General features: G+C 72.0%; 24 protein-coding genes and 1 pseudogene. 13 read left to right on the forward strand and 12 right to left on the reverse strand.

The features are described from left to right. Positions 1-4: 4 nt before the first annotated feature. Positions 5-1,423 carry a DUF6801 domain-containing protein gene (locus tag ISP_RS39415; protein WP_013229375.1) on the reverse strand — a complete coding sequence of 473 codons (1,419 nt, stop codon included), beginning with the start codon at positions 1,421-1,423 and terminating at the stop codon, positions 5-7. Between the two features lie 252 nt (positions 1,424-1,675). On the opposite strand from ISP_RS39415, the gene ISP_RS39420 reads away from it, so the two are divergent. Both ISP_RS39420 and ISP_RS39425 read left to right on the forward strand, forming a co-directional pair. Beyond that, positions 1,676-2,605: an ATP-binding cassette domain-containing protein gene (locus ISP_RS39420; RefSeq protein ID WP_013229376.1), complete on the forward strand. Its 930-nt coding sequence runs from the start codon at positions 1,676-1,678 to the stop codon at positions 2,603-2,605. A gap of 11 nt (positions 2,606-2,616) precedes the next feature. Beyond that, positions 2,617-3,450: an ABC transporter permease gene (locus tag ISP_RS39425; protein ID WP_013229377.1), complete on the forward strand. Its 834-nt coding sequence runs from the start codon at positions 2,617-2,619 to the stop codon at positions 3,448-3,450. On the opposite strand, the gene ISP_RS39430 is transcribed toward ISP_RS39425, so the two are convergent. Next, positions 3,447-3,836 carry a glycosyl transferase gene (locus tag ISP_RS39430; protein ID WP_014467661.1) on the reverse strand — a complete coding sequence of 130 codons (390 nt, stop codon included), beginning with the start codon at positions 3,834-3,836 and terminating at the stop codon, positions 3,447-3,449. The genes ISP_RS39425 and ISP_RS39430 overlap by 4 nt on opposite strands. Before the next feature lie 64 nt (positions 3,837-3,900). On the opposite strand from ISP_RS39430, the pseudogene ISP_RS39435 reads away from it, so the two are divergent. Continuing rightward, positions 3,901-3,978 (forward strand): annotated as a pseudogene (locus ISP_RS39435) (hypothetical protein); the annotation flags it as partial. A 118-nt stretch (positions 3,979-4,096) separates the two neighbouring features. After that, a complete protein-coding gene (locus tag ISP_RS39440) occupies positions 4,097-4,312 on the forward strand; it encodes a hypothetical protein (RefSeq protein WP_230468565.1) in 216 nt (71 codons plus the stop codon). On the opposite strand, the gene ISP_RS39445 is transcribed toward ISP_RS39440, so the two are convergent. The 3 genes from ISP_RS39445 to ISP_RS39455 all read right to left on the reverse strand — a co-directional run bounded on the left by ISP_RS39445 (position 4,309) and on the right by ISP_RS39455 (position 8,646). Next, positions 4,309-6,918, reverse strand: a complete 2,610-nt coding sequence (locus tag ISP_RS39445; RefSeq protein WP_013229380.1) for a CHAT domain-containing protein — start codon at positions 6,916-6,918, stop codon at positions 4,309-4,311. The genes ISP_RS39440 and ISP_RS39445 overlap by 4 nt on opposite strands. A gap of 93 nt (positions 6,919-7,011) precedes the next feature. Then, positions 7,012-7,170, reverse strand: a complete 159-nt coding sequence (locus ISP_RS39450) for a hypothetical protein (protein WP_014467662.1) — start codon at positions 7,168-7,170, stop codon at positions 7,012-7,014. A gap of 336 nt (positions 7,171-7,506) precedes the next feature. Continuing rightward, entirely contained in the window at positions 7,507-8,646 is a 1,140-nt protein-coding gene (locus ISP_RS39455; protein ID WP_013229381.1) for a serine hydrolase domain-containing protein, read from the reverse strand. Positions 8,647-8,750: 104 nt separating this feature from the next. Here ISP_RS39455 and ISP_RS39460 point away from each other — a divergent pair, with 104 nt between their 5' ends. From ISP_RS39460 to ISP_RS39475, 4 genes are all read left to right on the forward strand, one after another. Next, on the forward strand, positions 8,751-9,170 hold the full coding sequence (locus ISP_RS39460; protein WP_013229382.1) for a hypothetical protein: 420 nt from the start codon (positions 8,751-8,753) through the stop codon (positions 9,168-9,170). Positions 9,171-9,200: 30 nt separating this feature from the next. Continuing rightward, on the forward strand, positions 9,201-9,566 hold the full coding sequence (locus ISP_RS39465; protein ID WP_013229383.1) for a VOC family protein: 366 nt from the start codon (positions 9,201-9,203) through the stop codon (positions 9,564-9,566). 76 nt (positions 9,567-9,642) lie between these two features. After that, positions 9,643-11,313, forward strand: a complete 1,671-nt coding sequence (locus tag ISP_RS39470) for a GAS domain-containing protein (RefSeq protein WP_013229384.1) — start codon at positions 9,643-9,645, stop codon at positions 11,311-11,313. Between the two features lie 15 nt (positions 11,314-11,328). Further along, complete coding sequence (locus ISP_RS39475; protein ID WP_013229385.1) at positions 11,329-11,730, forward strand: NUDIX hydrolase; 402 nt, start codon at positions 11,329-11,331, stop codon at positions 11,728-11,730. A gap of 200 nt (positions 11,731-11,930) precedes the next feature. On the opposite strand, the gene ISP_RS39480 is transcribed toward ISP_RS39475, so the two are convergent. The 5 genes from ISP_RS39480 to ISP_RS39500 all read right to left on the reverse strand — a co-directional run bounded on the left by ISP_RS39480 (position 11,931) and on the right by ISP_RS39500 (position 15,303). Further along, positions 11,931-12,692, reverse strand: a complete 762-nt coding sequence (locus ISP_RS39480) for an alpha/beta fold hydrolase (protein ID WP_013229386.1) — start codon at positions 12,690-12,692, stop codon at positions 11,931-11,933. A gap of 73 nt (positions 12,693-12,765) precedes the next feature. Beyond that, positions 12,766-13,374: a TetR/AcrR family transcriptional regulator gene (locus ISP_RS39485; protein WP_013229387.1), complete on the reverse strand. Its 609-nt coding sequence runs from the start codon at positions 13,372-13,374 to the stop codon at positions 12,766-12,768. Between the two features lie 93 nt (positions 13,375-13,467). Then, positions 13,468-14,205 carry a dihydrofolate reductase family protein gene (locus ISP_RS39490; RefSeq protein ID WP_013229388.1) on the reverse strand — a complete coding sequence of 246 codons (738 nt, stop codon included), beginning with the start codon at positions 14,203-14,205 and terminating at the stop codon, positions 13,468-13,470. Beyond that, positions 14,202-14,786, reverse strand: coding sequence for a pterin-binding domain-containing protein (locus ISP_RS39495; RefSeq protein ID WP_013229389.1), 585 nt, complete (start codon positions 14,784-14,786; stop codon positions 14,202-14,204). Before ISP_RS39495 ends, ISP_RS39490 begins: the two co-directional genes overlap by 4 nt. Positions 14,787-15,003: 217 nt before the next feature. Next, a complete protein-coding gene (locus tag ISP_RS39500; protein WP_034284548.1) occupies positions 15,004-15,303 on the reverse strand; it encodes a YciI family protein in 300 nt (99 codons plus the stop codon). Between the two features lie 212 nt (positions 15,304-15,515). Between ISP_RS39500 and ISP_RS39505 the strand changes: the two genes are divergently transcribed. From ISP_RS39505 to ISP_RS39525, 5 genes are read left to right on the forward strand one after another with little or no spacing between them, the layout of a single operon-like run. Beyond that, positions 15,516-16,424, forward strand: coding sequence for a hypothetical protein (locus ISP_RS39505; protein ID WP_013229390.1), 909 nt, complete (start codon positions 15,516-15,518; stop codon positions 16,422-16,424). A gap of 21 nt (positions 16,425-16,445) precedes the next feature. Next, the gene (locus tag ISP_RS39510) at positions 16,446-16,580 is read left to right on the forward strand and encodes a hypothetical protein (RefSeq protein WP_014467665.1); all 135 of its coding nucleotides are present in this window, start codon (positions 16,446-16,448) and stop codon (positions 16,578-16,580) included. Positions 16,581-16,591: 11 nt separating this feature from the next. Then, positions 16,592-17,518, forward strand: a complete 927-nt coding sequence (locus ISP_RS39515) for a phosphotransferase enzyme family protein (RefSeq protein ID WP_013229391.1) — start codon at positions 16,592-16,594, stop codon at positions 17,516-17,518. Between the two features lie 28 nt (positions 17,519-17,546). Beyond that, positions 17,547-18,236, forward strand: coding sequence for a TetR/AcrR family transcriptional regulator (locus tag ISP_RS39520; RefSeq protein WP_013229392.1), 690 nt, complete (start codon positions 17,547-17,549; stop codon positions 18,234-18,236). 45 nt (positions 18,237-18,281) lie between these two features. After that, positions 18,282-19,130 carry an LLM class F420-dependent oxidoreductase gene (locus tag ISP_RS39525; protein WP_034284546.1) on the forward strand — a complete coding sequence of 283 codons (849 nt, stop codon included), beginning with the start codon at positions 18,282-18,284 and terminating at the stop codon, positions 19,128-19,130. On the opposite strand, the gene ISP_RS39530 is transcribed toward ISP_RS39525, so the two are convergent. Continuing rightward, on the reverse strand, positions 19,131-19,859 hold the full coding sequence (locus ISP_RS39530; RefSeq protein ID WP_013229394.1) for a nitroreductase/quinone reductase family protein: 729 nt from the start codon (positions 19,857-19,859) through the stop codon (positions 19,131-19,133). A 167-nt stretch (positions 19,860-20,026) separates the two neighbouring features. Continuing rightward, positions 20,027-20,866, reverse strand: a complete 840-nt coding sequence (locus ISP_RS39535) for a hypothetical protein (RefSeq protein ID WP_014467667.1) — start codon at positions 20,864-20,866, stop codon at positions 20,027-20,029. Positions 20,867-20,888: the final 22 nt, after the last annotated feature.

The raw sequence follows: 20,888 nt of genomic DNA on the forward strand, positions 1-20,888 counted from the left end.
GAGTTCACTTCTTGGTGAGGGTGACGTCCAGCTTGTTGCCCGGGCCGGAGGTGATGCCGGTGATCAGCCCGGTCAGGAAGCCGCAGCCGGTGAACCGCGGGATGTCGTAGGTCGCGGTCAGCTTGCCGCCCTTGAGCGGGTCGAAACCGGGCGCCGAGGTCAGCGGCACGTCGGCGGGCTTCACCGTGTGGCACGACTTCGACGACAGGATCGGGAAGCCGAACACGCGGACCTTGGTGAGCTGCACGTCCATCCGGGCGTTCGCCTTGACCGCACCGGCGGTGAGCGTGCCGTCGATCGCGCCGACCGGGTCGAGCTTCACCGTCGCGGACGCCGGGATGAAGCCGAAGACGCGGAAGTTCACGTCCGACTTCGGCAGCGCGAGCTGGGCACCGAACTTGCCGGACGCCGCGTCGAGTTTCGCGTCCAGGGTGCCGGGGCCGAGGGGCAGCGTGGCGCGCAGCTGCTTGAGGACCGACTTGCCCTGCACGGAGTACTTGACCTCGATGCCACCCGGCGGGTTCGTCGGCTGGGTGGTCGGGGTCGTGGGCTGGGTGGTCGGCGTTGTGGGAGTGGTCGGCGTCGTCGGTTCCGTGGTCGGGGTGGTGGGCTCCGTGGTGGGAGTCGTCGGTTCCGTTGTCGGAGTCGTGGGTTCGGTGGTCGGGGTGGTGGGTTCCGTCGTCGGAGTGGTCGGAGTCGTCGGCTCAGTGGTCGGGGTCGTCGGTTCCGTCGTCGGGGTGGTCGGCGTCGTGGGCGTGGTCGGGGTGGTGGGCGTGGTCGGGGTGGTGGGCGTCGTCGTGCCGCCCGCCGGCTTGATCTCGAACCTGCCCAGCTGCTGGTTCTGACCCGGGACCGCGACGCAGTCGGACGTGAACGTGCCGAGGTCGGTCGGCTGGCCGTCCGCGGTGCGCGGGGTCATCGTGGTGCTGAAGTTCCCGACCGTCACCGACGCCGTGCCGGGGCTGGGGAACGTCACCGCCGGCGCCTTGCCGCTGCTCTTGACGTGGAACGCGCCCGACGGCGGCACCGGCGTCGAAGCGATCGTCAGCGGCAGGTTCAGGTTCAGCGTCTTGTCCACCGGGTACTTGAGCACGGCTGCCGCCTTCGCCGAGCCGTCCAGCGAAGTGGCGCCGACCAGGGCGAGGCCCTCGGTGGCGGTCTCCGGCACGGTGACGTCGACGTCGAAGGTGATCGGGGTCGACGAGGCACCCGCGACGGCGTTGTCCGGCAGGTTGGTGTCGATCTTCACCGACAGCACCTGGTCGCCGATCAGCGGGAACGGGCAGTTGTAGTTGATCGTCAGGCTCACCGGCGCGGCCTGGCTCGGGCCCGCCCCGACGAGCGCGACGGCCGCCGCAACCGCCGCGGTGGTCACGGCGGCGAGACCGAAAGCGGGCTTTCTCGACTTCCACGAAAACTTCACGGGTCGTCACCTCGGGAAATGGGGGAATTTCGGCAAAGCTACCTCCGTGTTTCCGGGCGAACAAGCCGCCTGCGATTCTTTGTCACACACAGGAGATCGCCTCACCTCGGAAGAGTCACGCAGGTCAGCCCTTATCACGCGGGTACGATCCGATTCCGCGAAAACTGTCACGCGCCCGGCGAATGGCGGCGATCTTCTTGATCGCGACGGCCCGGTCCCGATACCTTTTTCCCAGGCAGGAAAGGAGCGGCCATGCCCCAGCCGGTCATCGCCGTGACGGACCTCGCGAAACAGTACGGCGAAGTCACCGCGCTCGCCGGGATCAGCCTCACCGTCGTCCGCGGCGCGGTGCTGGCGGTCCTCGGCCACAACGGCGCCGGGAAGACCACCTTGATCGACATCCTCAGCACGCGCGTCCGGCCGAGTGCGGGCACCGCCCGCGTCTGCGGCTACGACGTCGTGCAGCGCGGCTGCGCGGTCCGGCGGCGGATCGGGGTGACCGGGCAGTTCGCCGCGGTCGACGACGCCCTGTCCGGCCGCGGGAACCTCGTGCTGATCGCCCGGCTGCTGGGCGCGAGACCGCGGCAGGCGCTCGCCCGGGCCACCGAACTGATCGCCGCCTTCGGTCTCGAAGACGCGGCCGACCGCCCGGCCGGGACGTATTCCGGCGGGATGCGCCGCCGGCTGGACCTGGCCGCGGGCCTGGTCGGCGCGCCGCAGGTGCTCTTCCTCGACGAGCCGACCACCGGCCTCGACCCGGTGAGCCGGGCCGGGTTGTGGACGACCGTCGAGGGCCTCGCGGCGCGCGGCACCACCGTCGTGCTCACCACCCAGTACCTCGAGGAAGCCGACCGGCTGGCCGACCACGTCGTCGTCCTCGGCCTCGGGCACATCACCGTGTCGGGAACGCCGGCGCAGCTGAAGGCCCGGCTCGGCACCCGGACGGCGACCCTCACGTTCGGCACCGAACTGGCGTTGTGGCGCGCGGCAGACGCGTTGTCGCGCCTGGGTTTCGCGGCCGGCCGCGCCGGGCTGGTGCTGACCGTGCCGCTGTCCGGCCCGGGCGACATCCCGGTGGTGGTCCGCGCGCTCGACGCGGCGGGCGCGCCGCTGCGGGATTTGACGGTGACCGAGCCGACCCTCGACGACGTCTACCTTTCGCTGCACCGGACGGCGTCGTGAGCCAGTTTTGGATGACACAGAGCCGGCATCGCGCGGCGGTCGCCGCACTCGGCGACCCCACGGCCTGGCCGGAATCCGGCTTCTGGACGCAGGTCCGCGTGTTGACGGCCCGTTCCTCGCGGACGGCGTTCGGCGACCGCCGGCTGGTCTTCTTCGGCCTGCTGCAGCCGGTGGTGCTGCTGTTGCTGTTCAGCCAGGTGTTCAGCGGCGTCGGCGCGCTGCCGGGCGTCGCGGCGTACCAGGGTTACGTGAACTTCCTGGTGCCGGCGACGCTGGTCAACATCGCCATGACGACGGCGATGAGCTCGGGCGCGGGCCTGCTGGCGGAGATCTACGGCGGCTTCACCGGACGGCTGCGCTGCCTGCCGATCTCCCTGTTTTCCGTACTGGTGGCCCGCACCCTGGCGGATGCCGCGCGGCTGGGTGTCCAGCTGGCGGTGACGGCCGTGGCCAGCGTGGTCTTCCTGGGCTTCCGCCCGGCGGGCGGCCTGGTCGGCCTGGCGTTGGCCCTGGTGCTGACGCTGGTCGTCGGCTGGTGCCTGAGCTGGGTGTTCGTGGCGATCACGACGTGGCTGCGCAAGGCGGAAACGCTCCAGGCGGCGTCGTTCGTGGTGATGTTCCCGCTGATGTTCTCATCGAGCGCGTACATGCCTCTGGACACGATGCCGGCGTGGGTCCGCGCGGTTTCGGCGGTCAACCCGCTGACCTACGCGATCGACGCAACCCGCGCGCTGGCTTTGGCCCGCCCGCTCGGCTGGTCGCTCCTGACGGCCCTGATCATCGCCGCGGTGGCCGCGGTGGCGGGCGCCACGCTGGCCGCCCGCACCTTCCGGCGCCGCACCTAACCCAGCGACTCCAGCCTCGTCGCGGCCTCTTCCGCTCCACCCGCCGCTTCGAACGAGTCGCGGATCTTCTCGGCGCCGAGGCGGTACTGACCCGCCGATTCGATCGCCTCGCGGATGTCGGCCGCCTTCGCGCGGTCGAACCGCAGCCGCACCCCCGCCGAGGCCGCGACCACCTGCTGGGCCAGCATCGACTGGTCGTCGCGGATCGGGGCCACCACCAGCCCCCGCACGGACGGCATCCCGGCCAGCGCGTCGACGCTCTCGGCCAGGAACCGCACGCCGGCCGCCGCGTTCGCCGTTCCCAGCGTCACCACGACCAAGGGGCGTCCGTCCACACCGGACCATTCGCCCGCACTGGCGGCCAAGGCGGGCCCGACGTACGACACCGGAACCACCGGCCGGCACTACCGCACCCCGGTCGCGGAGACGTTCCTCGCGCTCTCGGATCTGGTGCGGCAGGGGAAGATCCGGTACGCCGGGACGTCGGAGTGGACGGCCGAGCAGCTCCTACAGGCCCACGAAGCCGCGGCGCGGTACAACGTGCCGCTGATCGCCAACCAGCCGCACTACTCGATGCTGTGGCGGGTGCCCGTGGCGCAGGTGATGCCGGTGGGCGGCGCGGATCGGCGTCCGGCAGTTCGCCTCGGTGTCCCTCGCTCAGGGCGTGCTGGCCGGCAAGTACCGGGATGGCCGGATCCCGGCGGGTTCGCGCGCGGCCGGGCCGCCGCCCAGCCGGCCGTTGCTCCTGCCGGAGCTGCTGGAACGGGTGGAGCTGCTGCGTGGCGTCGCGGACGACGCCGGCCCAGCTTCGCCCAGACCGACCCGCGGCTGGTGTGGTCCGCCGCCCGCTCAGCTGTCCTAGCCGGCGCCGAGGCAGACGAACGGGCGGCGGAACGGGTCGACGGCGATCGCGTCGGCCAGCGCCAGCGCCGGGCTCTCCCGGACGGCCAGCGCGCGGTAGTAGTCGTCCATCGCGGCGGCCGAGGCGAGGTCGCCGACGCGCGACAGCGGCGCGATCACCGTCCGGGAGCCGCTGGCCAGCAGCGCGCTGGCGAAGCCGAGGGCTTCGTCGCCGGGCCGGATCCGGTTCATCGCGAGCTCGCACGCGGCGAACACGACCTGCCGCGGCGGCTGCCGCAGCCCGGCCATCTCGTGGCCGAACAGCGCGCCGTCGGCGAGTTCGAGCCGGGAGAACAGCGCGTTTTCCGGCTCGTGCGCGCCGTGCGCGGCGAAGTGCGCGAGCTTGGCGCCGTCCATCGCGCGCAGCACGGACTTCACGGTGGCCTGGGCGCCGGTCATCGTCGTCGCGGTGCGGTAGTGCGTGGTGAGCTTCTCGAGCTCACCACGGGCGCCGGCCAGCCCGGGCCCGCGGACGAGCACGATCTTGCGGGCGCGCGACGACTTCGTCAGCTCGGCGGCCAGCCAGGCGGTCGCCGACGGCGCGACGACGGTCGGCCGCCCGAGCAGCCCGGGCAGCACGCCCCACGGCACGGCGTAGAGCGGCCCGGTCGGGACGATGACCAGCTCGCGCTCGCCGATGAGGCCGGCCAGGGGCTGGATCAGCTGCGTGTCGAGCTTGTCGGCCTGCTTGTGCGCGGAGGCCATGACGACCTCGGCCAGCCGTTCGGGCAGGTTGTCGGGAGCAAGGGCATCGAGGTCGACGTTCAGCACGCGCGCGGACTCGGCGGCGGACCCGGCGGACCCGAGCCGCACGAGCCGGCACTCACCCCCGGCCAGCACGACCGCGACGAGGTCGTCCCCGGAAGCGGCGAAGCTGATCAACGCCCGCTCACCGAGCCGCGCAATGACCTCGGCGAGCCCGGCAACGGGCCGCGGCCGGCCCCACCGCCCGGTGTGCCAGCCGAGCCGCTGGGCTTCCCGCAGCCGTTCGTTGTACTTCGCCCGCAGGCCGGCGACGGGGTGGCCGTCGTGCTGGGCCTCCTGGATGGCCTGCCCGAGCCCGCGGACCTCGGCCACGCGCGCGGCGAGTTCGGGATCGGTCCCGGCGGAGAGCGGTTCGTAGCGGTAGGTCTGCGCCCGGGTCCGTTCGAGCCAGACGAACAGCCGCCGGGCATCGTGGCGCTCGAGCACCAGCTTGACGGCGAGATCGGCGAGTTCCTGCCCGTGCAGAGCGGTCCCGGAGACGAGATCGAGCCCGCCCATCCGATCCCGCACGGCGTCCAGTTCGGTGAGCCCGGACCGGATCTCGGTGAGCGCCTTGGCCCGGTCGCCCTGCGCCACGGCGAGTTCGGCCCGGCAGAGCCGCCGCAGCATCCGGTAGTCGATGGGCGTGAGCTGCCCGGGGCGCGGGACCTTCTGCAGAGTCTCGACGGCACGCTTGAGGTTGCCGCGCCGGATGTCCAGCCGGACGGCGAGCATCCGCGCGGTGGCGGCCTGCTCGGCCAGGCGGGGAAGCTGCATCTTGTCCGCGGTCCGCAAGGCGCGCACCGGCAGTCCCGGGGGCAGCGTCCCGCTCGCCACCGCCTCGCGCACGTCGGCCTGCAGACCGAGGACGGCCGCATTGGCCACACAGGTCTGGCAGCCCACCCGCAGCAGGAGCCGGCGAGCGGAAGCGGCCGTCTGGCGGGCGAATTCGATTTCGTCGTTCAGCAGCGCGGCCGAGGCGCGCAGCAGCTCCGCGGCACCGAGGTGGCTGGCGATGCTGGGCTCGGCGGTCATCCGGGCGATCAGGTCGTCGAGGTGGCTGCCCGCCTCGTCGGCCAGCCCGGCGGTCAGCAGGGCCTGCGCCTGTTCCATCGACAGGAGGGCCGGGGCCTCGAGATCCAGCGCGCGGTACACCCGCTCGCTCTCCTGGTAGAGCCGCAGCGCCTCCGGCACGTCGCCGGTCCGCAGCGACAACGTCCCGAGGATGCGGCGGACATCGGCGGCCTGTCCCCTTAATTCGTATTTCTCCGACAGCTCCAGAGCCCGGTTCAGGTCCGCGCGGGCCTGGCTCACGTTGCCGAGCTTGGTGTGCACCCAGCCGCGCGAATAGAGCGTTACGACGAATCCGCGCATCTGTGGCGTCGGATCGCCCAGCTGGGTGAGCAGGAATTCCTTGTGCTCGAGCGAGGCGTCGAAGGAGGCGAGACTCTCCTCGTTGCGCCCGACCGTCATGAGGCGCATGGCGTAGTTGTGGTCCAACGTTCCGTTCAGGTCGGCGCGCAGGACCGGGTCGGCCACGGCGTTGATGAGCAGCCGCACGTCGTCCAGGCCGGCCAGCCCGGCCGCGACGTCTCCCGTGAGCTCCGACGACATCCCGGCCAGGGTGCTGGCCACCTTGATCCGCGTGACCAGCCAGTCGGTGCGGTGCTCGTCGGCGACCGGGTGGATCGAGTCCAGCAGGCTCATACCCCGCCGCAGGTGCTTGACCCCCTGGTGGAAACGCCCGAGGCACGACGCATCGGCGGCGGCTTGCTGGAGGGCGCGGACCGACTCGATGACTTCCGGGGGGTCCAGGTTCGTCACAGGCACCCTCTTATGACAGCACAGCCGATGGCAGAAAGAAGCCCGCCTACCGGTCAAAGATCAGCAGGCGGGCCTCGGCCAGGCGGCTCGCTATCAGGCCGTGACCTTCTGGTAGCAGCCACCCACGCACTCGGTGTGGACCGGGTGCTCGGTGTGGAGCTTGCCGTCCGAGTCGGTCCACTGGACCGTCGGGCCGGTCGGCTCGACCGGCTCCGGAGCTTCTTCCGGCTTGACATCCGTGGGCGTCGACATGGTCGATCTCCTCTCCCCTGGGGATCTTCATGGGGACGCTGCCGTGACGGTGAGTCCCCTGTCGCGAGGCCCTCTCCCCGCGAACGGCCCAATAGTTTCACATCAGAGCAATGATCGGGAGAGTTTTCGCTACGGAAAGTCAGTCCATGGTGCGTGAGCAGGCGAGATGTCTCGATCGGAACGTCCTAAAGAGTGAAGTCTGTAACGACGTCCAATACGGACGTGCATCCCACCCTGGTGGAACCCTTTTCCGGACCACCGGCAGGCACGTGTTGCTCCGGGTACGGAACGTGACCGCCGGCCGCCGGTCCGCACCGGAATGTCCTCAGTGGACGGCTAGGCCGTCGCCGCCGCGTGGAGCGCGCGGACCAGACGCACGTTTTCCGGCGCGGCTCCGCCCGGGAAAGCGCACCGGCGGCGGTTGTAGCCGTACGCGAGGCCGCTGCGCGGGTCGGCGAACGCCTGCGAGCCGGCCGCGCCACTGTGACCGATGGCGCCCTGGCTCAGGACCGGGTAATTGTCCGAGACGATCGCGAAGCCCAGGCCGAACGCGTTGCGGTTGCGCGTGGCGACGTCATCGCCGATCGAATGGAGCTGCGCGAACTCGGCCGCGGTCTCCGGAAGCAGGAGCGGCTCCGGCCCGCTGATCGCCGCGGCGTACAGGCCGGCCAGGCCGCGCGCCGACGCCACGCCGCCCACCGAAGCCGGGCTCAGCTGCCGGACCAGCTTGCGGTTCGGCAGCTCCCAGAGTTCGGGTGCCTTCGGGTGGTTGCGGTTGAACGCGATGCCCGTGATGCTGTCCGGCCCGGTCGCGTTCGCCGCCAGCTCCGCCTGCTGCTCGGGCGTCGGCAGCATCGGCAGCGTGGTCAGGAAGCGCGGCTCCAGTTCCTCGGGCAGCCCCAGGTAGAAGTCCAGGCCGAACGGCTTCCGGACGCGTTCCTCGTAGTGCTCCTGGATGCTGCGGCCGGTCACGCGCCGGACGACCTCGCCGGTCAGCGCGCCGATCACCAGCGCGTGGTAACCGAACGCGGTGCCCGGCCGCCAGTACGGCCGCTGCGGGGCGAGCCGCTCGGCGATGACGCGGTCGTCGGCGATCTCGTCGCCGGTGAACCCGTCGTCGGCGCCCACGACACCGGCCCGGTGCGCGAGCAGCTCCCGCAGGGTGATCCCGCTCTTGCCGGCGGCGCCGAACTCCGGCCAGTAGTGGGCGACCCGCTGGTCGAGGTCGAGCACGCCGTCCTGGACGAGCAGCGCGACCACCAGGTGCGCGGCCCCCTTGGTCGAGGAGAACACGCCGGTCAGCGAGTCTCCGGTGAAGCCAGGCCCGGTCCACAGGTCGACGACCCGCTCGCCGCCGACGTGCGCGACGAGCTGAGCGGCGTAGTCGCCGCCTTCCTCGGTCGCGACGGCGGCGAACTCTTCCCGCACGGACTCGAACCCGTCGGCGACGGTCCCCTGGACGTGCTCGGACGACATGGCAGCTCCCTCGGTTCTGTCGGTGACGTCGACGCCAGGAACCAACTCACGTGATGCCGAGGTATTCCGGTAACGCGCGCCCTCCCCGAGGGGATGTTTCCGGCATGGGGGAACCAGAGCTCGAGGCGGAGGAAACCACGACCCGGCCCGGCCGCGGGCTGGCGATCGCGTCGCTCGCGATCGGCGCGGCAGGACTGACGCTCGCGGTCGCGACCTGGGCGGCCTGGCTGATCGTCCGGCCGGAGATCGTGTCCGCGTGGGTGTTCTCCTGGGTCACGCAGGCGTTCGTGCTGGTCCTCGGCGCGCTGTGGTTCGCCCTGCTGCCGATCAGCGTGCTGGCACTCGTCTTCGGCGTCTGCGCCGGCGCACGCACCCAGCCGGGGCTCGCCCGGATCGGCGCCAGCCTGGCCGTCGTCACCGCGTTGCTCGCGCTCTCGGGAGCCGCGGTGTTCGCGACGACGTCGTGGCGGCACGTCGGCCCGCCGGTCGCCTACTTCAGCACGGGAACCTCCGGACCGCGGTAGAGAACCTGCCACGCGGGTACCAGTCCGATCATGAGGCTGACCTCCACCGTGCTCGGCACCCCGGAACCCCGTGCGCTCGCCGAGTTCTATTCGAAGCTCCTCGGCTGGCCGATCCGCACCGACGAACCGGAGTGGGTGACGCTGCGCCCGGACGACGGCAGCGCGGGGCTGTCGTTCCAGCTGGAGACCGGGCACGTCCCGCCGGTGTGGCCGCCGGCCGACGGCGCCCAGCAGATGCAGCTGCACCTCGACATCGAGGTCGACGACCTCCAGGAGGCGACGGCGGCGGCGACCGCGGCGGGCGCGGTGGTCGCCGAGTTCCAGCCGCAGGACGACGTCCGGGTCTGCTTCGATCCGGCCGGGCACCCGTTCTGCCTCTGGACGCGCACGGGGTGACGCCCCGCGTTCGCACGGTCACAGGATCCGCTATGTTCGGCTGAGGTCCTGTTCCCGGCGAACGGAGTTGAGTCCTGTGGGGGTGCACCGGATCTGGCACCACGGACTGGTCCCCACCGAGGGCAAACGCCCCCTGGACGCCTTGCGCAGCAGGCTGATCAGCCGCCAGCGGCAGCACGACGACTACACGGTGATCGATCTCGGCTCGTCCGACGACGGTGGTTCGCGCCGGTGCGACCTGAATTTCGCGTACGAGGGCAGCGAAGGCCGCTACTCCGTTCAGGTATTGCTTTCGCTGTGCTACCGCGCCGGCGAGGACCGGGTGACGTGGCTGCTGACCGCGGCCTGCACGCGGCCGTGGCGCAGCTGCCACGACGCACCGGCCCACCGGATCGGGCTGGAGGAGCTGGGCGCCAGCGGCAGCGACGAAATCCCGATCGAAACGCCGGTGCTGGCGATGCGCGGCTGGTCGCGCAAGGAATGCGACCACCTCGCCGACCTGCTGGGCGAGGCACTGGCGGCGCCGTGGCGCTCGTCGGCGGTGCTGGTGCTCACCGAGCCGCCGACGGTGCCGGTCGAGGGCTGGCCCGGGCTGGTCAACGTTTTCGACGTCGACGACCGCTTCCGCCACACCCTCAACCGGCACCTGCCGCTCGGGTGCGCGCTGCCGCAGGGCGCGCGGCTGTACGTGCCGCCGTGCGACCAGCTCCCGGATTTCATCGTCAGCGAAAGCCCGGTTTCCGGTGAGGCGCTGCAGGGCGCGATCACCCGGCTCATCCAGGCCCGCGGCCGGACGCCCCTGCCCGAGGAGTGGGCGGACGTGCCGAGCGTGCGGGCCTGGTACGCGGCCGATCCGTTCGCCTCGCCGGAGCGCGAGCCCGACGCCGAGCTGGTCGAGAAGCTCGGCCGCGCCGAGCGGGAGCTGGCCGAGGCGCGGGGCGTGATCACGATTCTGCGGAAGAAGGCCAAGGCCCACGCCGAGGAACGGGACCGGCACGCCTGCGAGGTGAAATCGCTCCGCCGCCGCCTCGAGGACGCGTGCGCGACCGACGTCGCCTGCCTGCGCGATCAGCTCGCGCAGCTGCAGGCGGAGGCGGACGACTACGCGCGGGCGTTCGAGGAGACGGAGGCCGAGCGCGACGAGCTGCGGCGCGTCAACGGGCTGCTGGCGGGCCGGCTGGCCCGCCACCACGACGCCGACGACGAGGTCGCCGCCGCCGAGCGGCCGCCGGAGGAGTTCCCCAGCTTCGCCGAGCTGATCGGCGCCGCGGCGGCCTCGCTCAAGCACCTCGCGATCACGGCCGAGCCGGCGCCGGCCGCGATCCTCGACCACCACCCCAAAGCCGCCGCCTGGCGCCGCAAGGCATGGGACGCGCTCCGCACCCTCGACGCCTACGCGGGCGCCCGGATCTCCCTGCTCGGCGCGGGCCAGGACCCGGGCCCCGAGCTGTCGGACGTGCTCGCCTTCGCCCGCACCGGCCAGCCGGGTTCGCTGATCAGCGCGAACATCATCGCGCTGGCCGAGTCGGACACGGTGACCACGAACGAACGGCTCCGCCAAGCCCGCACCTTCCGCGTCGATCCCCGGACGAACCCGGCGGGCCGCGACTACTTCGGCGCCCACATCGCCTTGGAGCGCTTCAAGTCGCCGGCACCGCGGCTGCACTTCCTCGACGACACCGACCGCACCGGCACGGTGTACGTCGGGTACCTGGGCGCCCACCTGCCGACGTCGAAGACCAACTGAGCGAGAATCGCGCGCATGACGGAGATCGCCCACAAGCACCTCGCCTACTGCTGGATCGCCCGCGGCGACCGGGTGCTGTTCCTTCGCCGCGGGCCCGGGGTGTTCCTCGCGGGCCGGTGGGAACTGCCCGGCGGCACGGCCGAGCCAGGCGAGCGCTTCGAGGACACCGCGGCGCGCGAAGCGGCGGAGGAGACCGGGTTGACGGTTCGCGTCACCGGCGAACTGGCGCGGGACGCGTGGCCGGACATCGCGGGCCGGGCATTGCGCATCCACGCTTTCGTTTACACGGTGGCGGAAGAGGGGACCGGCGACGTCGTGCTCAACCCTGAGGAGCACGACGACTTCGCCTGGCTGACGCGGGCGGAGGCCCGGGAACTGCTGCTGCCGGACCACTTCCGGCGGCTGCTCGATCGGTAGGGTTTTTCCTTGGCGCAGCACCGGATCGCGGTGCCGCGGAGGTCTTCGGGTCGTGGTCATGTCTTCGACGGTACCCGAACAAATGTGCGAACGGGATCGCTGGAACGGGTGAACTCCGGCGAGCGTTCGAGCAGCGAGTTTGGTTGTACCACAAGGGAAACTCGACTGACTCGCCGCGGGCCACCTCGGCGATCGCCCGCCTAACCGTCCAAACGGGACCAGAACGCGGTCAGTGCACGCGCCGCCGGGTGCGGGTTCGTCACCGGCCACCAGTGTCCGGTGCCGGCGAGTTCGGCGATCTCGGCACCGGCGGCTTCCCCCGCGGATCGGTGCTGCGCAGGCGTTCCACTGGCTTGTTCGGCGTCCGCGAGGGCGATCAGGGCCAGGCCGGGCCGCTGCCGCGCCTTCGCGAGGTCGCGGCCCGCGTCGGCCATCACCGGCTGGACGGCCGACCGCAGCAGCGAAAGCACCGCCCGCCCCATGCCGTCGTCCATCCCGGCGGCCACGCGTTCCGCGGCCGGGCCGGTCATCCCGAGCGCGCCGACGACCTCCAGCCGCTGCGCCAATGTGCCGCCGAAGATCTCCTTCACCGAGGCCTCGCCCGCCCCTTCCTGCTGCCACACCTGGGCCCGCGGGTGCCAGACGTACCCCGGGTCGAAGAGGCCGAGCGCGTCCGACGCCCAGCTGCGGATCAGGTCGGGACGGGTCATCGCGATCCCGGCGACGTGCGCGCCGCCCCAGTCGTGGCCGACGAGATCGACGGGTTCCCGGAACTGCTCCAGCCGCGCGGCGAGCCATTCGCGGTAGCCCTCGACGGTGGCGGAGAAGCCGTCCGACGCGGGCACCCCGAAGCCGGGCGGGGACAGCGCCACCACGTCGTCCCGGCCGAGCGCGGCGATCAGCGGTCCCCACACGCCGGCACTCTCCGGATTGCCGTGCACGAACACCAAAGGAACGGACATCTTCCCTCCTTACTTGCGTGCATGTATGCAAGTAAGTGTAGCAGCGGACGCTGCGGCCGACCATGGCCGAAAACTACGACGTGACCGCGAAGGCCGCGCGTACCGAGCGCGTCGCCTCCCGGATCAGGGCGGGGACGTTCCGCACCGGAGGCTGGGCGATGAGCTGCAGCCCGGTCCCGCGGACCAGGGCGACGACGAGCACGGCGGCCGCGGCCGGGTTCGCGTCGGGCCGGATGGACCCGTCGGCGACACCCTGGCGGACCACGTCCGCCAGGAGCTGCCGGAAGTCGGCGTCCCGGCGGGCGAACAGCGGAGCCAGCACGGGGTCGGCCGCGATCGCCTCGCCCCACAGCTGCAGGAACGCGCGCGCCGACGGTGTCCGCCGCACGACGTTGCGCAGGTACGCCTCGATGATCCGCACCAGGTAGTCCAGGCCGTCGCCCTGGTAGGTGGGGACGTCGAACCGCTGCGCCTCGTCGACCACGGCTTCCAGCAGCCGTTCCCGGCTGCCGAAATGGTGGTAGACGATGCCGCGGCTGTAGCCGGCGGCCTCCCCGACCTCGGCGAGCGTGACGGCACGGGACCCGCTGCGCGCGATGAGCGCCATCGCCGCGTCCACCACGCGGCGCTCGGTCTCGGCGCGTCGTTGCTCCTGCGTCCGCCGGGCCGGGCGATCGGTCATGCGTCGTGCTCCCTGACTGGCGTCGTGGTCGACGAAGTGTGCCACGGGGTTCTCCCCGCAGGGCGGTGTGCCAAGGCTTCGAGACCGGCGAAACTAGCGGCGGGCCAGATACCTCAACAGGACGCTGGCGCCATCGGTGAGCACGGACGCCAGCTCCAGCTCGGCCGGATCGACCGCCGCGCCGAGAGAGGCCCGGCTCGACGTGCCCGCCACCAAGAACGGCGCCACCGTCAACCGGAACTCGTCGACCAGCCCCGCCTCGATCAACGAGCCGAACAACCTCGGCCCGCCTTCGCAGTCGATGCGGCCCAGCCCCTCCGCCACCAGGGTCGACACCACCCGCTCGGCCGACACCGCCGACTCCCCCACCACGAACACCCGGGCGCCGTGCGCCGCCCACGCCTCGCGCAACGCCGAAGGCGCGGCCGCGGAGGTGAACACCAGGGTCGGGACCGCCGCCTTGGTGATCACCGGGGCGTCCGGCGGCAGGGAACGGCCCGTCGTCACCACCGCCACCGGGGCGATCGGGGCCAAGCCGAACCGGCGGCGACGTTCGGCCGTGGCGGCGTCGGGGCGCATTCCCTCGAAGCCCTCCGCCACCGCCGTCCCCGCGCCCACCAGGACGACGTCCGCGAGGTCGTTGCCGAGGCGGTACACGATCCGGTCCGCCGGGGTCGACAGGCCTCCCGAACGGCCCTCGACCGCGATCGCACCATCCGTGCTCGACACGAAGTTCACCGCCAGCCAGCGGGGGTCCGCCGGGTAGCTGTACAGCTGCTCGAGGTCGGCCTCGGCGAGGTCGCGCGCGGACGGCCAGACTTCGCGGATCACTCCCACCGGACCGCCTTCGCCGGCGGGCGGGTGCCCGCGATGCTCGCCGCCATCTCCGCCACGTGGCGCACCTGGCGGACGTGCTTCGTGCGGATGATCGCCACCCCGGCCGAGGCCGCGACCGCCGTCCGCGCCAGGCCGGCCGGCGTGCCGTCCCCGGCCACCTCGGCCAGCACGGGCACCGCCCCGAACGGGCCAGGCGCCCGGAACACCCCGACGTCCACGACGACGCCCGAAGCGGGCAAACCGGCCACCGAGGGCACCGAAGGAGCGGCGTAACCCGCGCCGTAGCGGACCGCGACCTCGGCCAGGTCCGCCCGCGCGACGATCAGGTCGGCACCCGCTTCGCAGCAGGCCGCGGCGACCGACGGGTCGGCGGTGTCGACCCCGATGACGAGGCCGGGGAAGGTCTCCCGCGCCCACTCGACCCGGGACTCGGCGCCGGCTCCGGCGAAACTCACGAGATCGGCGCCGTCGGCGACGGCTTCGCGGGCCGCGGCGGGCTCTTCGACCGCGGCCAGCACCAGCGCGCGGTCACTGCTCAACCGGCGGCCCCGGAAGACGAGGTCGGGGGTCTTCATCGCACTCTCCCTGCTGGACGTCCGTGCGTCGCGATCATAAGCGGACCAGCGGGTGCGTGCTCTTCGCCGTCAGGTGGCGGGGCGTCGTCGCCGGGCCACCCGACCTCGACGGCTGTGACATCCGGGGCGCCGTACCCGGGCCCGGAGAACGCTGTGACATCCGGGGCTTCGCCCCGGGCCGGGGGCTCCGCCACCCGGGCCCCCGAGAACCGTTCTGTCAGGAGGCGATGGCCTCGTTGATCGCCAGCAGCTCCTGGCAGGTGCGCGTGGCGGTGAACTCGATGACGTCGTAGCGGGCGAGCCGCCGGACCACGAACGGATCGCTGGCGAGCACGGCGTCGAGCTTGCCGCGCAGCACCGGGCGGGTCAGGATCACGTGGTCGGCCGCGCCGTTGCCCTTTCCGGAAACAAGAAAGAGTCCCTTCGTGAATTGTTTACGCAACCACTCCGAATGATCGGGAAGCGCGTAGTCGACTTCTGTTTCGGGCGCCGTATAGGTCAGCAGTGCGATGTACATGTTTGCAGAGTAGAACGCTCCCGTCCGCACCGCATCCGCCTGGCGAGTGGCTCCGGACACGCCTTTCGTTAATATTCCGTCAAGAACCGTGGAATTCCTTTACCGGCACTTTTTCGACATACTCGCCGGTTGCCGTACGCCCGTCGTCGTACGTCGGGGTGCCGCCGCCGGGCCGACGCGGCGACCCCGCCGGGGCCGCGACACTCCGGGGTATGAACGCACTGACCCGGATCCGGTCCGGCGGACGACGAGCCGAGCGCATCGCCTACGCCCTCGGCGCGGCGCTGTTCCTCAGCGGCCTCGCGCACGCTGTCGTCCTCCTCGCCACCGGCGGTTCGTGGCTGGGCCCGCTGTCGATGCGCAAGGCCGTCACGTTCGGCCTGTCGTTCGGGCTGACGCTCGCCTCGGTCGCCTGGGCGGCGTCGTTCCTCACCCTGCGCCCGCGGCTGCGCAACCTCCTGCTCGGCGCGTTCACCGCGGCGAGCGTCGCGGAGGTCGCCCTGGTCAGCATGCAGGCTTGGCGCGGAGTGCCGTCGCACTTCAACTTCGAGACGTCGTTCGACGGCGCCGTTTCGATGACACTGGCCGCGGGCGGCGGTGTGCTCGTCCTGACGGTCATCGGCTTCACCGCCGCCGCGCTCGTGGAACCGGGCCCGGCCGCGCCGAGCCTGCGCCTGGCCGTCCGCGCCGGCCTGGTCGTGCTGCTGGTCGCGCTGGCCGCCGGTGCGGTGATGATCGGCCGCGGCGTGGTCGCGGCTCGTGGCGGCGACCCGCAGCTGGCCTACACCACCGCCGGTTCCCTCAAACCGCTGCACGCGGTCGCCATGCACGCGATCCTGGTGCTGCCCGCGCTGGCCTGGATCCTGCGGTTCACCGGCCATTCCGAAGCGCACCGGCTGCGCGTCGTCCAGACGGCCGTCGCCGCCGACGCCGTGCTCACCGCCGTGATCGGCGTCGAGTCCTTCACCGGCATCGACCCGCTGGCCGCCCCGCTGCCGCTGATGCTGCTGTCCGCACTGGCCGCCGCCGTACTGGCGGGGACCGGAATCCACGCGCTGTCCGGCATTGAACCGGCCGTCCGATTCACACGTGTCCTCAACGGGAAGGCCAGGGGCCGGTAAAACGGCGGACGGAGAACACGCGTGCGGCACGGCAGGACCACCCACGGCCTTTTCCGGCAGAACAAGGCCCGCAGCCCGTCGTTCTTCTCCGCGGCCGGGTCGACGGGCCGGAATGCGGCCGAGTTCGGCCGCAAGCCGGAACGGTCGATCAGCTGAACACCTGGGCGATGGCCGACTTCCAGGCGAACACCCGGCCGTTCGCCGAGCTCGACCGCTCCGGCCGGACGCGCCGCCTGCGCCGGCTCGCCGAAGCGGCGTTGACGGCCTACGCCGTGCCGGTGGCTCGCCTGACCCCCCTGGCCCACGGGCAGAACACGGCGTTCCGCGTCGACGGCGCGGACGGCCACCGGTACGTGCTGCGGGTGCAGCGGCCGGACGGCCCCGGTGTCGCGCAGGTCCGGGCCGAGATGGCCTGGCTGGCCACGCTGCGCCGCGAAACCGGCCTCGTCGTCCCGCAGCCGGTGCCGACGCGCGCGCGGGACCTGGTCACCGTGGTCGCCGACCCGGCCGTGCCCGAGCCACGCACCTGCGTGCTCTGCCACTGGGTCGAGGGCCGATTCCTCGACGAGCGGCTCAGCGCGCCGCAGCTGTACGCGGTGGGCGAGTTCACCGCGCGGCTGCACCTGCACGGCGCGCGGATGAACGGCCTCGACCGCCGCCGCGTCGACGACCTGACGGAGTTCGGCCGCACGCAGGTGGACGGCTTCTCCGCGACGGTCGTCGAGCGGGCCGTCGCGGCGGCCGGCGGCGACGAACGGATCCGCGCGGCGGTGGCGCGCGTCCGCGCGGTGCGGGCCGAGCTGGGGTTCGGCTCCGACGTCTTCGGCCTGGTGCACGGCGACCTCCACCAGGGCAACTACCTGCTGCACCGCGGCCGGGTGCACGCGATCGACTTCGACGACTGTGGGTACGGGCACTACGCCTACGACCTCGCCGTCGCCTGCGCCGCCCTCGCACACCTGCCGCACCGCGAAGAGCTGGAGGAGGCGCTCCTGGACGGCTACCGGTCGGTCCGCCCGGCCGCGGCCACCACCGACCCGGGCGTGCTGGCCGCCTTCGCCGGGCTCCGGCGGGTCCAGCTGCGGCTGCGCTGACGTTACAAACCCTCGTTACAATTGCTACATGGCCGGACGATCGAGCAACGCCACCAGCACCCGCGACCGCCTGCTCATGGCCGCCGGTCAGCTCCTGCACGAGGCCGGCGACGGGCCGGTCTCGACGCGGGCGATCTGCGAGCGCGCCGGCGTCCAGGCCCCCACGTTGTACCACCACTTCGGCAGCAAGCAGGGCCTGCTCGACGCGGTCGTCAACTACGGCTTCACCCAGTACGTCCAGGCTCCGGAACCGGGCGGCGACCCGGTGGAGCGGATCCGCACGGGCTGGGACCGGCACGTCGAGTACGGCCTGGAGCACCCCGCGTTCTACGTGCTGCTCTACGGCCAGATCGAGCCGGGCGTGCCGTGCAACCTCACCTCGAGCGCCGAGGCCATGCTGCTGGAGCTCTTCACGCCGTTGGCGCGTGAGGGCCGCCTGCGCGTCGAGGCGACGCAGGCGGCGCGGCAGTTCGCGGCGGCCAACAGCGGCGTGACGCTCAGCCTCATCGCCCAGCCCGAAGACCGCCGCGACCTGGCCATGTCCACGCAGGTGCGGGAGGCGGTGCTGGCCGGGCTGCTCGCCGACCGGCCCACCGAGGGCTCGTCCGTGAGCGCTCTCGCGGTCGCTTTGTCGACCGCTCTCGAGGACGATGACCGCGCGCTGACGCCGACCGAGCGCCAGATGCTGCGGGAGTGGCTGCACCGGCTGGCCTCCTGAACCCGCCGGCTGACAGTCGGCGCTACATTTGCTACATTGCTCGGTATGACAAATGTATCGAGCAAGTTCGGCGTGTTCCTGGCCCCGCACCGCGACGACGTGACGCGCAAGGCGCACGCCGTCGCGGCGGACGAGCTGGGGTACGGCGCGGTGTGGCTGGGCACCGGCCGCAATTCGGTCGGCGACCTCGCGCTCGTCGAAGAGATCCTCGCCGCCACCGAGCGGATCACCGTGGCGACGGCGATCGTCAACATGTGGGTCGACGAACCGGAACCGCTCGCCGCGTCCTACCACCGGCTCGCGGGCCGGTACGGAAAGCGCTTGCTGCTCGGGATCGGCGTCGGCCACCCCGAGTCGGTCACCGAGTACCGCAGCCCGTACGACAAGATCGTCGACTACCTCGACCGGCTCGACGCGGCCGGTGTCCCGGTCGAGGCCCGGGTGCTCGCCGCGCTCGGCGACCGCGTGCTGAAGCTGGCCGCCGAGCGCACCGCGGGTGCGCACCCGTACCTCGTGCCGGTCACGCACACCCGGCACGCACGGGCGATCCTGGGCGCGGGCAAGCTGCTGGCACCGGAGCACAAGGTGGTCGTGGACGACGACCCGGTGGCCGCGCGCGCCATCGGACGGCCGTACGTCCGGACCCCGTACCTCGGCCTCAGCAACTACGTGAACAACCTGCTGCGCCACGGGTACACCGAGGCCGACGTCGCCGGCGGCGGCAGCGACCGCCTGATCGACGACCTCGTCCTGCACGGCACCCCGGAGATCGTCGCCAAGGGCTTGCTGTCCCATGTGGACGCCGGAGCCGACCACGTTGCGGTGCAGGTGCTCGGCCCGTCACCCGAGGTGGAGCTGGCGAACCAGCGGCGGCTCGCGGAGGTGCTGCTCTGATCAGCCGGGCGCGGGCAGCAGGGCGTTCAGCGCCGCGACGAGCGTGCGTTCCTCGTAGGCGAAGTGGCTGTCCAATTCGGACCTGAGCCGGTCGAACTCCGCCCGCAGCCGCGCCGGATCGGCTTCCTCGTCGACGAGTTGCTGCACCTCCTCCTGCAGCCGCGCGACGACGACGTGTTCTTCGTCGAGCTTCGCCAGCGTGGGCGCGAGGGCGGGGAACCGCTCGGCCAGCAACGGGAAGATGTTCCTCGCTTCCCCGGTGTGGTGCCGGGAGAGGGCCGTGCAGAACCCGGCGCAGCGCAAGCTCAGCTGCTTCGGGGTGCCGCAGTCCAGCTCGGCCCGCATCTGCTTCAGCTCGCCGCGCAGCCAATCGTGCATCTCGACGAGCCAGTCGCCCATGCGGCGCGCGGTGTCGATGCGGTGCAATTCGACGACGGGCAGGATCCGGGTCGTTCGCTTCTGGTAGTCCGCGAACCCCGGCTCCCGCTCGATCACCTCGGCGAACAGCTTGTCGCGGTCGGGCGGGAGGGCCGCCATCGCCTCGAACGTTTCGGTGTCCGTTTCCACCGTGACCAGCGGGTTGCGCCGGATGTTGTGGTACCAGGCCGGGTGCTTCGGCGCACCCATCGCCGAGGCGATGACGACCAGCCGGCCGTCGATGTCCAAGGCGCCCAAGGGAACCCGGTGCTGCCGGCCCGTCCGGGCGCCGGTCGTGGTGAGCATGATCAAACCGAGTGGTCCTTTCCGATGACGAAATCACCGGAGGCCGAGAGGCCGACACGGAGGGCACAGCTCTGCCAGGGAACGGCAGAACGTGTCGATCTCAAGGGGGCTTTGAGTAAGCCACTACCTCCGCGTGTCGGCCCATCCGGGGCACATCGGCACGTTAGCACGGCTCAGCGGGCGGCGTCAGCGGCTTTCCGCGCGGCTTCGGCGGCCGCGTCGGCTTCCTCGTAGGCCGCTTTCGCCGTCTCGAACTCCGCCGTCGCCCGCCCGGCGCGTTCCTCGGCTTCGGCCAGGCGCTCGCGCAGGTCGTCGACGCGGGCACGCGCCTGCTCGGCCGCGCGCTCGGTGCGGACCAGGTCGCGCTCGGCCACCGCGCGTTCCTTGTCCCGCTCGGCGGCTTCCTTGCGCAGGCGCTCGCGTTCCGCGCGGGCCCGCGCCCGCTCCTGTTCCTCTTCGCGCTCTTTGCGCCGGTGGTCCCGCTTCGGGCGAGCCGGTTCGGCCTTTTCCACCAGCTTCTCCGACCGCTTCCCGGTGACGGGCGGGGCGTTCGCGGTGAGGCTGAACCACTGGTCGGTGTCCTGGTGCGCGACCGACGTCAGCCGGCCGGCGAGCGCGAGCGCGGCCGTGTCCGGCTCGGCCGCGACGGCCTCCAGGGTCGCCTCCACCTCGCGGGTCACCGGGTCGCTCATCGACGGCAGCTCGTGGAGAATCCGCCGCACCAGCTCGCCGCGGCGCCGGGTCAGCGCGCGCAGCTCGTCGCCGGCCAGGCGCGTGTGCGCGTCCCGCAGTTCGGCGCCGAGCTCGGCCAGTTCGCGGAGCTGATCGGAGTCGTCCCTGGCCAGGCCGTTGACGATCGCCGCGGCCGTGGTCGGCTTGCGAAGCTGCTGGATCCGCTTCGCGAGCTCGGCATCTCCTTCGGCCTTCGCGGCCTTCACCGCCGCGTTGCGCGCGCTGACGAACTCCGCGAGGTCTCCCCCGTAGAGTTCGCCGGCCACCGTGTCGAAGTCCATCGTGGTCCAGCGAACCACATCG

It is taken from the genome of Amycolatopsis mediterranei (assembly GCF_026017845.1).
Classification (GTDB): Bacteria; Actinomycetota; Actinomycetes; order Mycobacteriales; family Pseudonocardiaceae; genus Amycolatopsis; species Amycolatopsis mediterranei.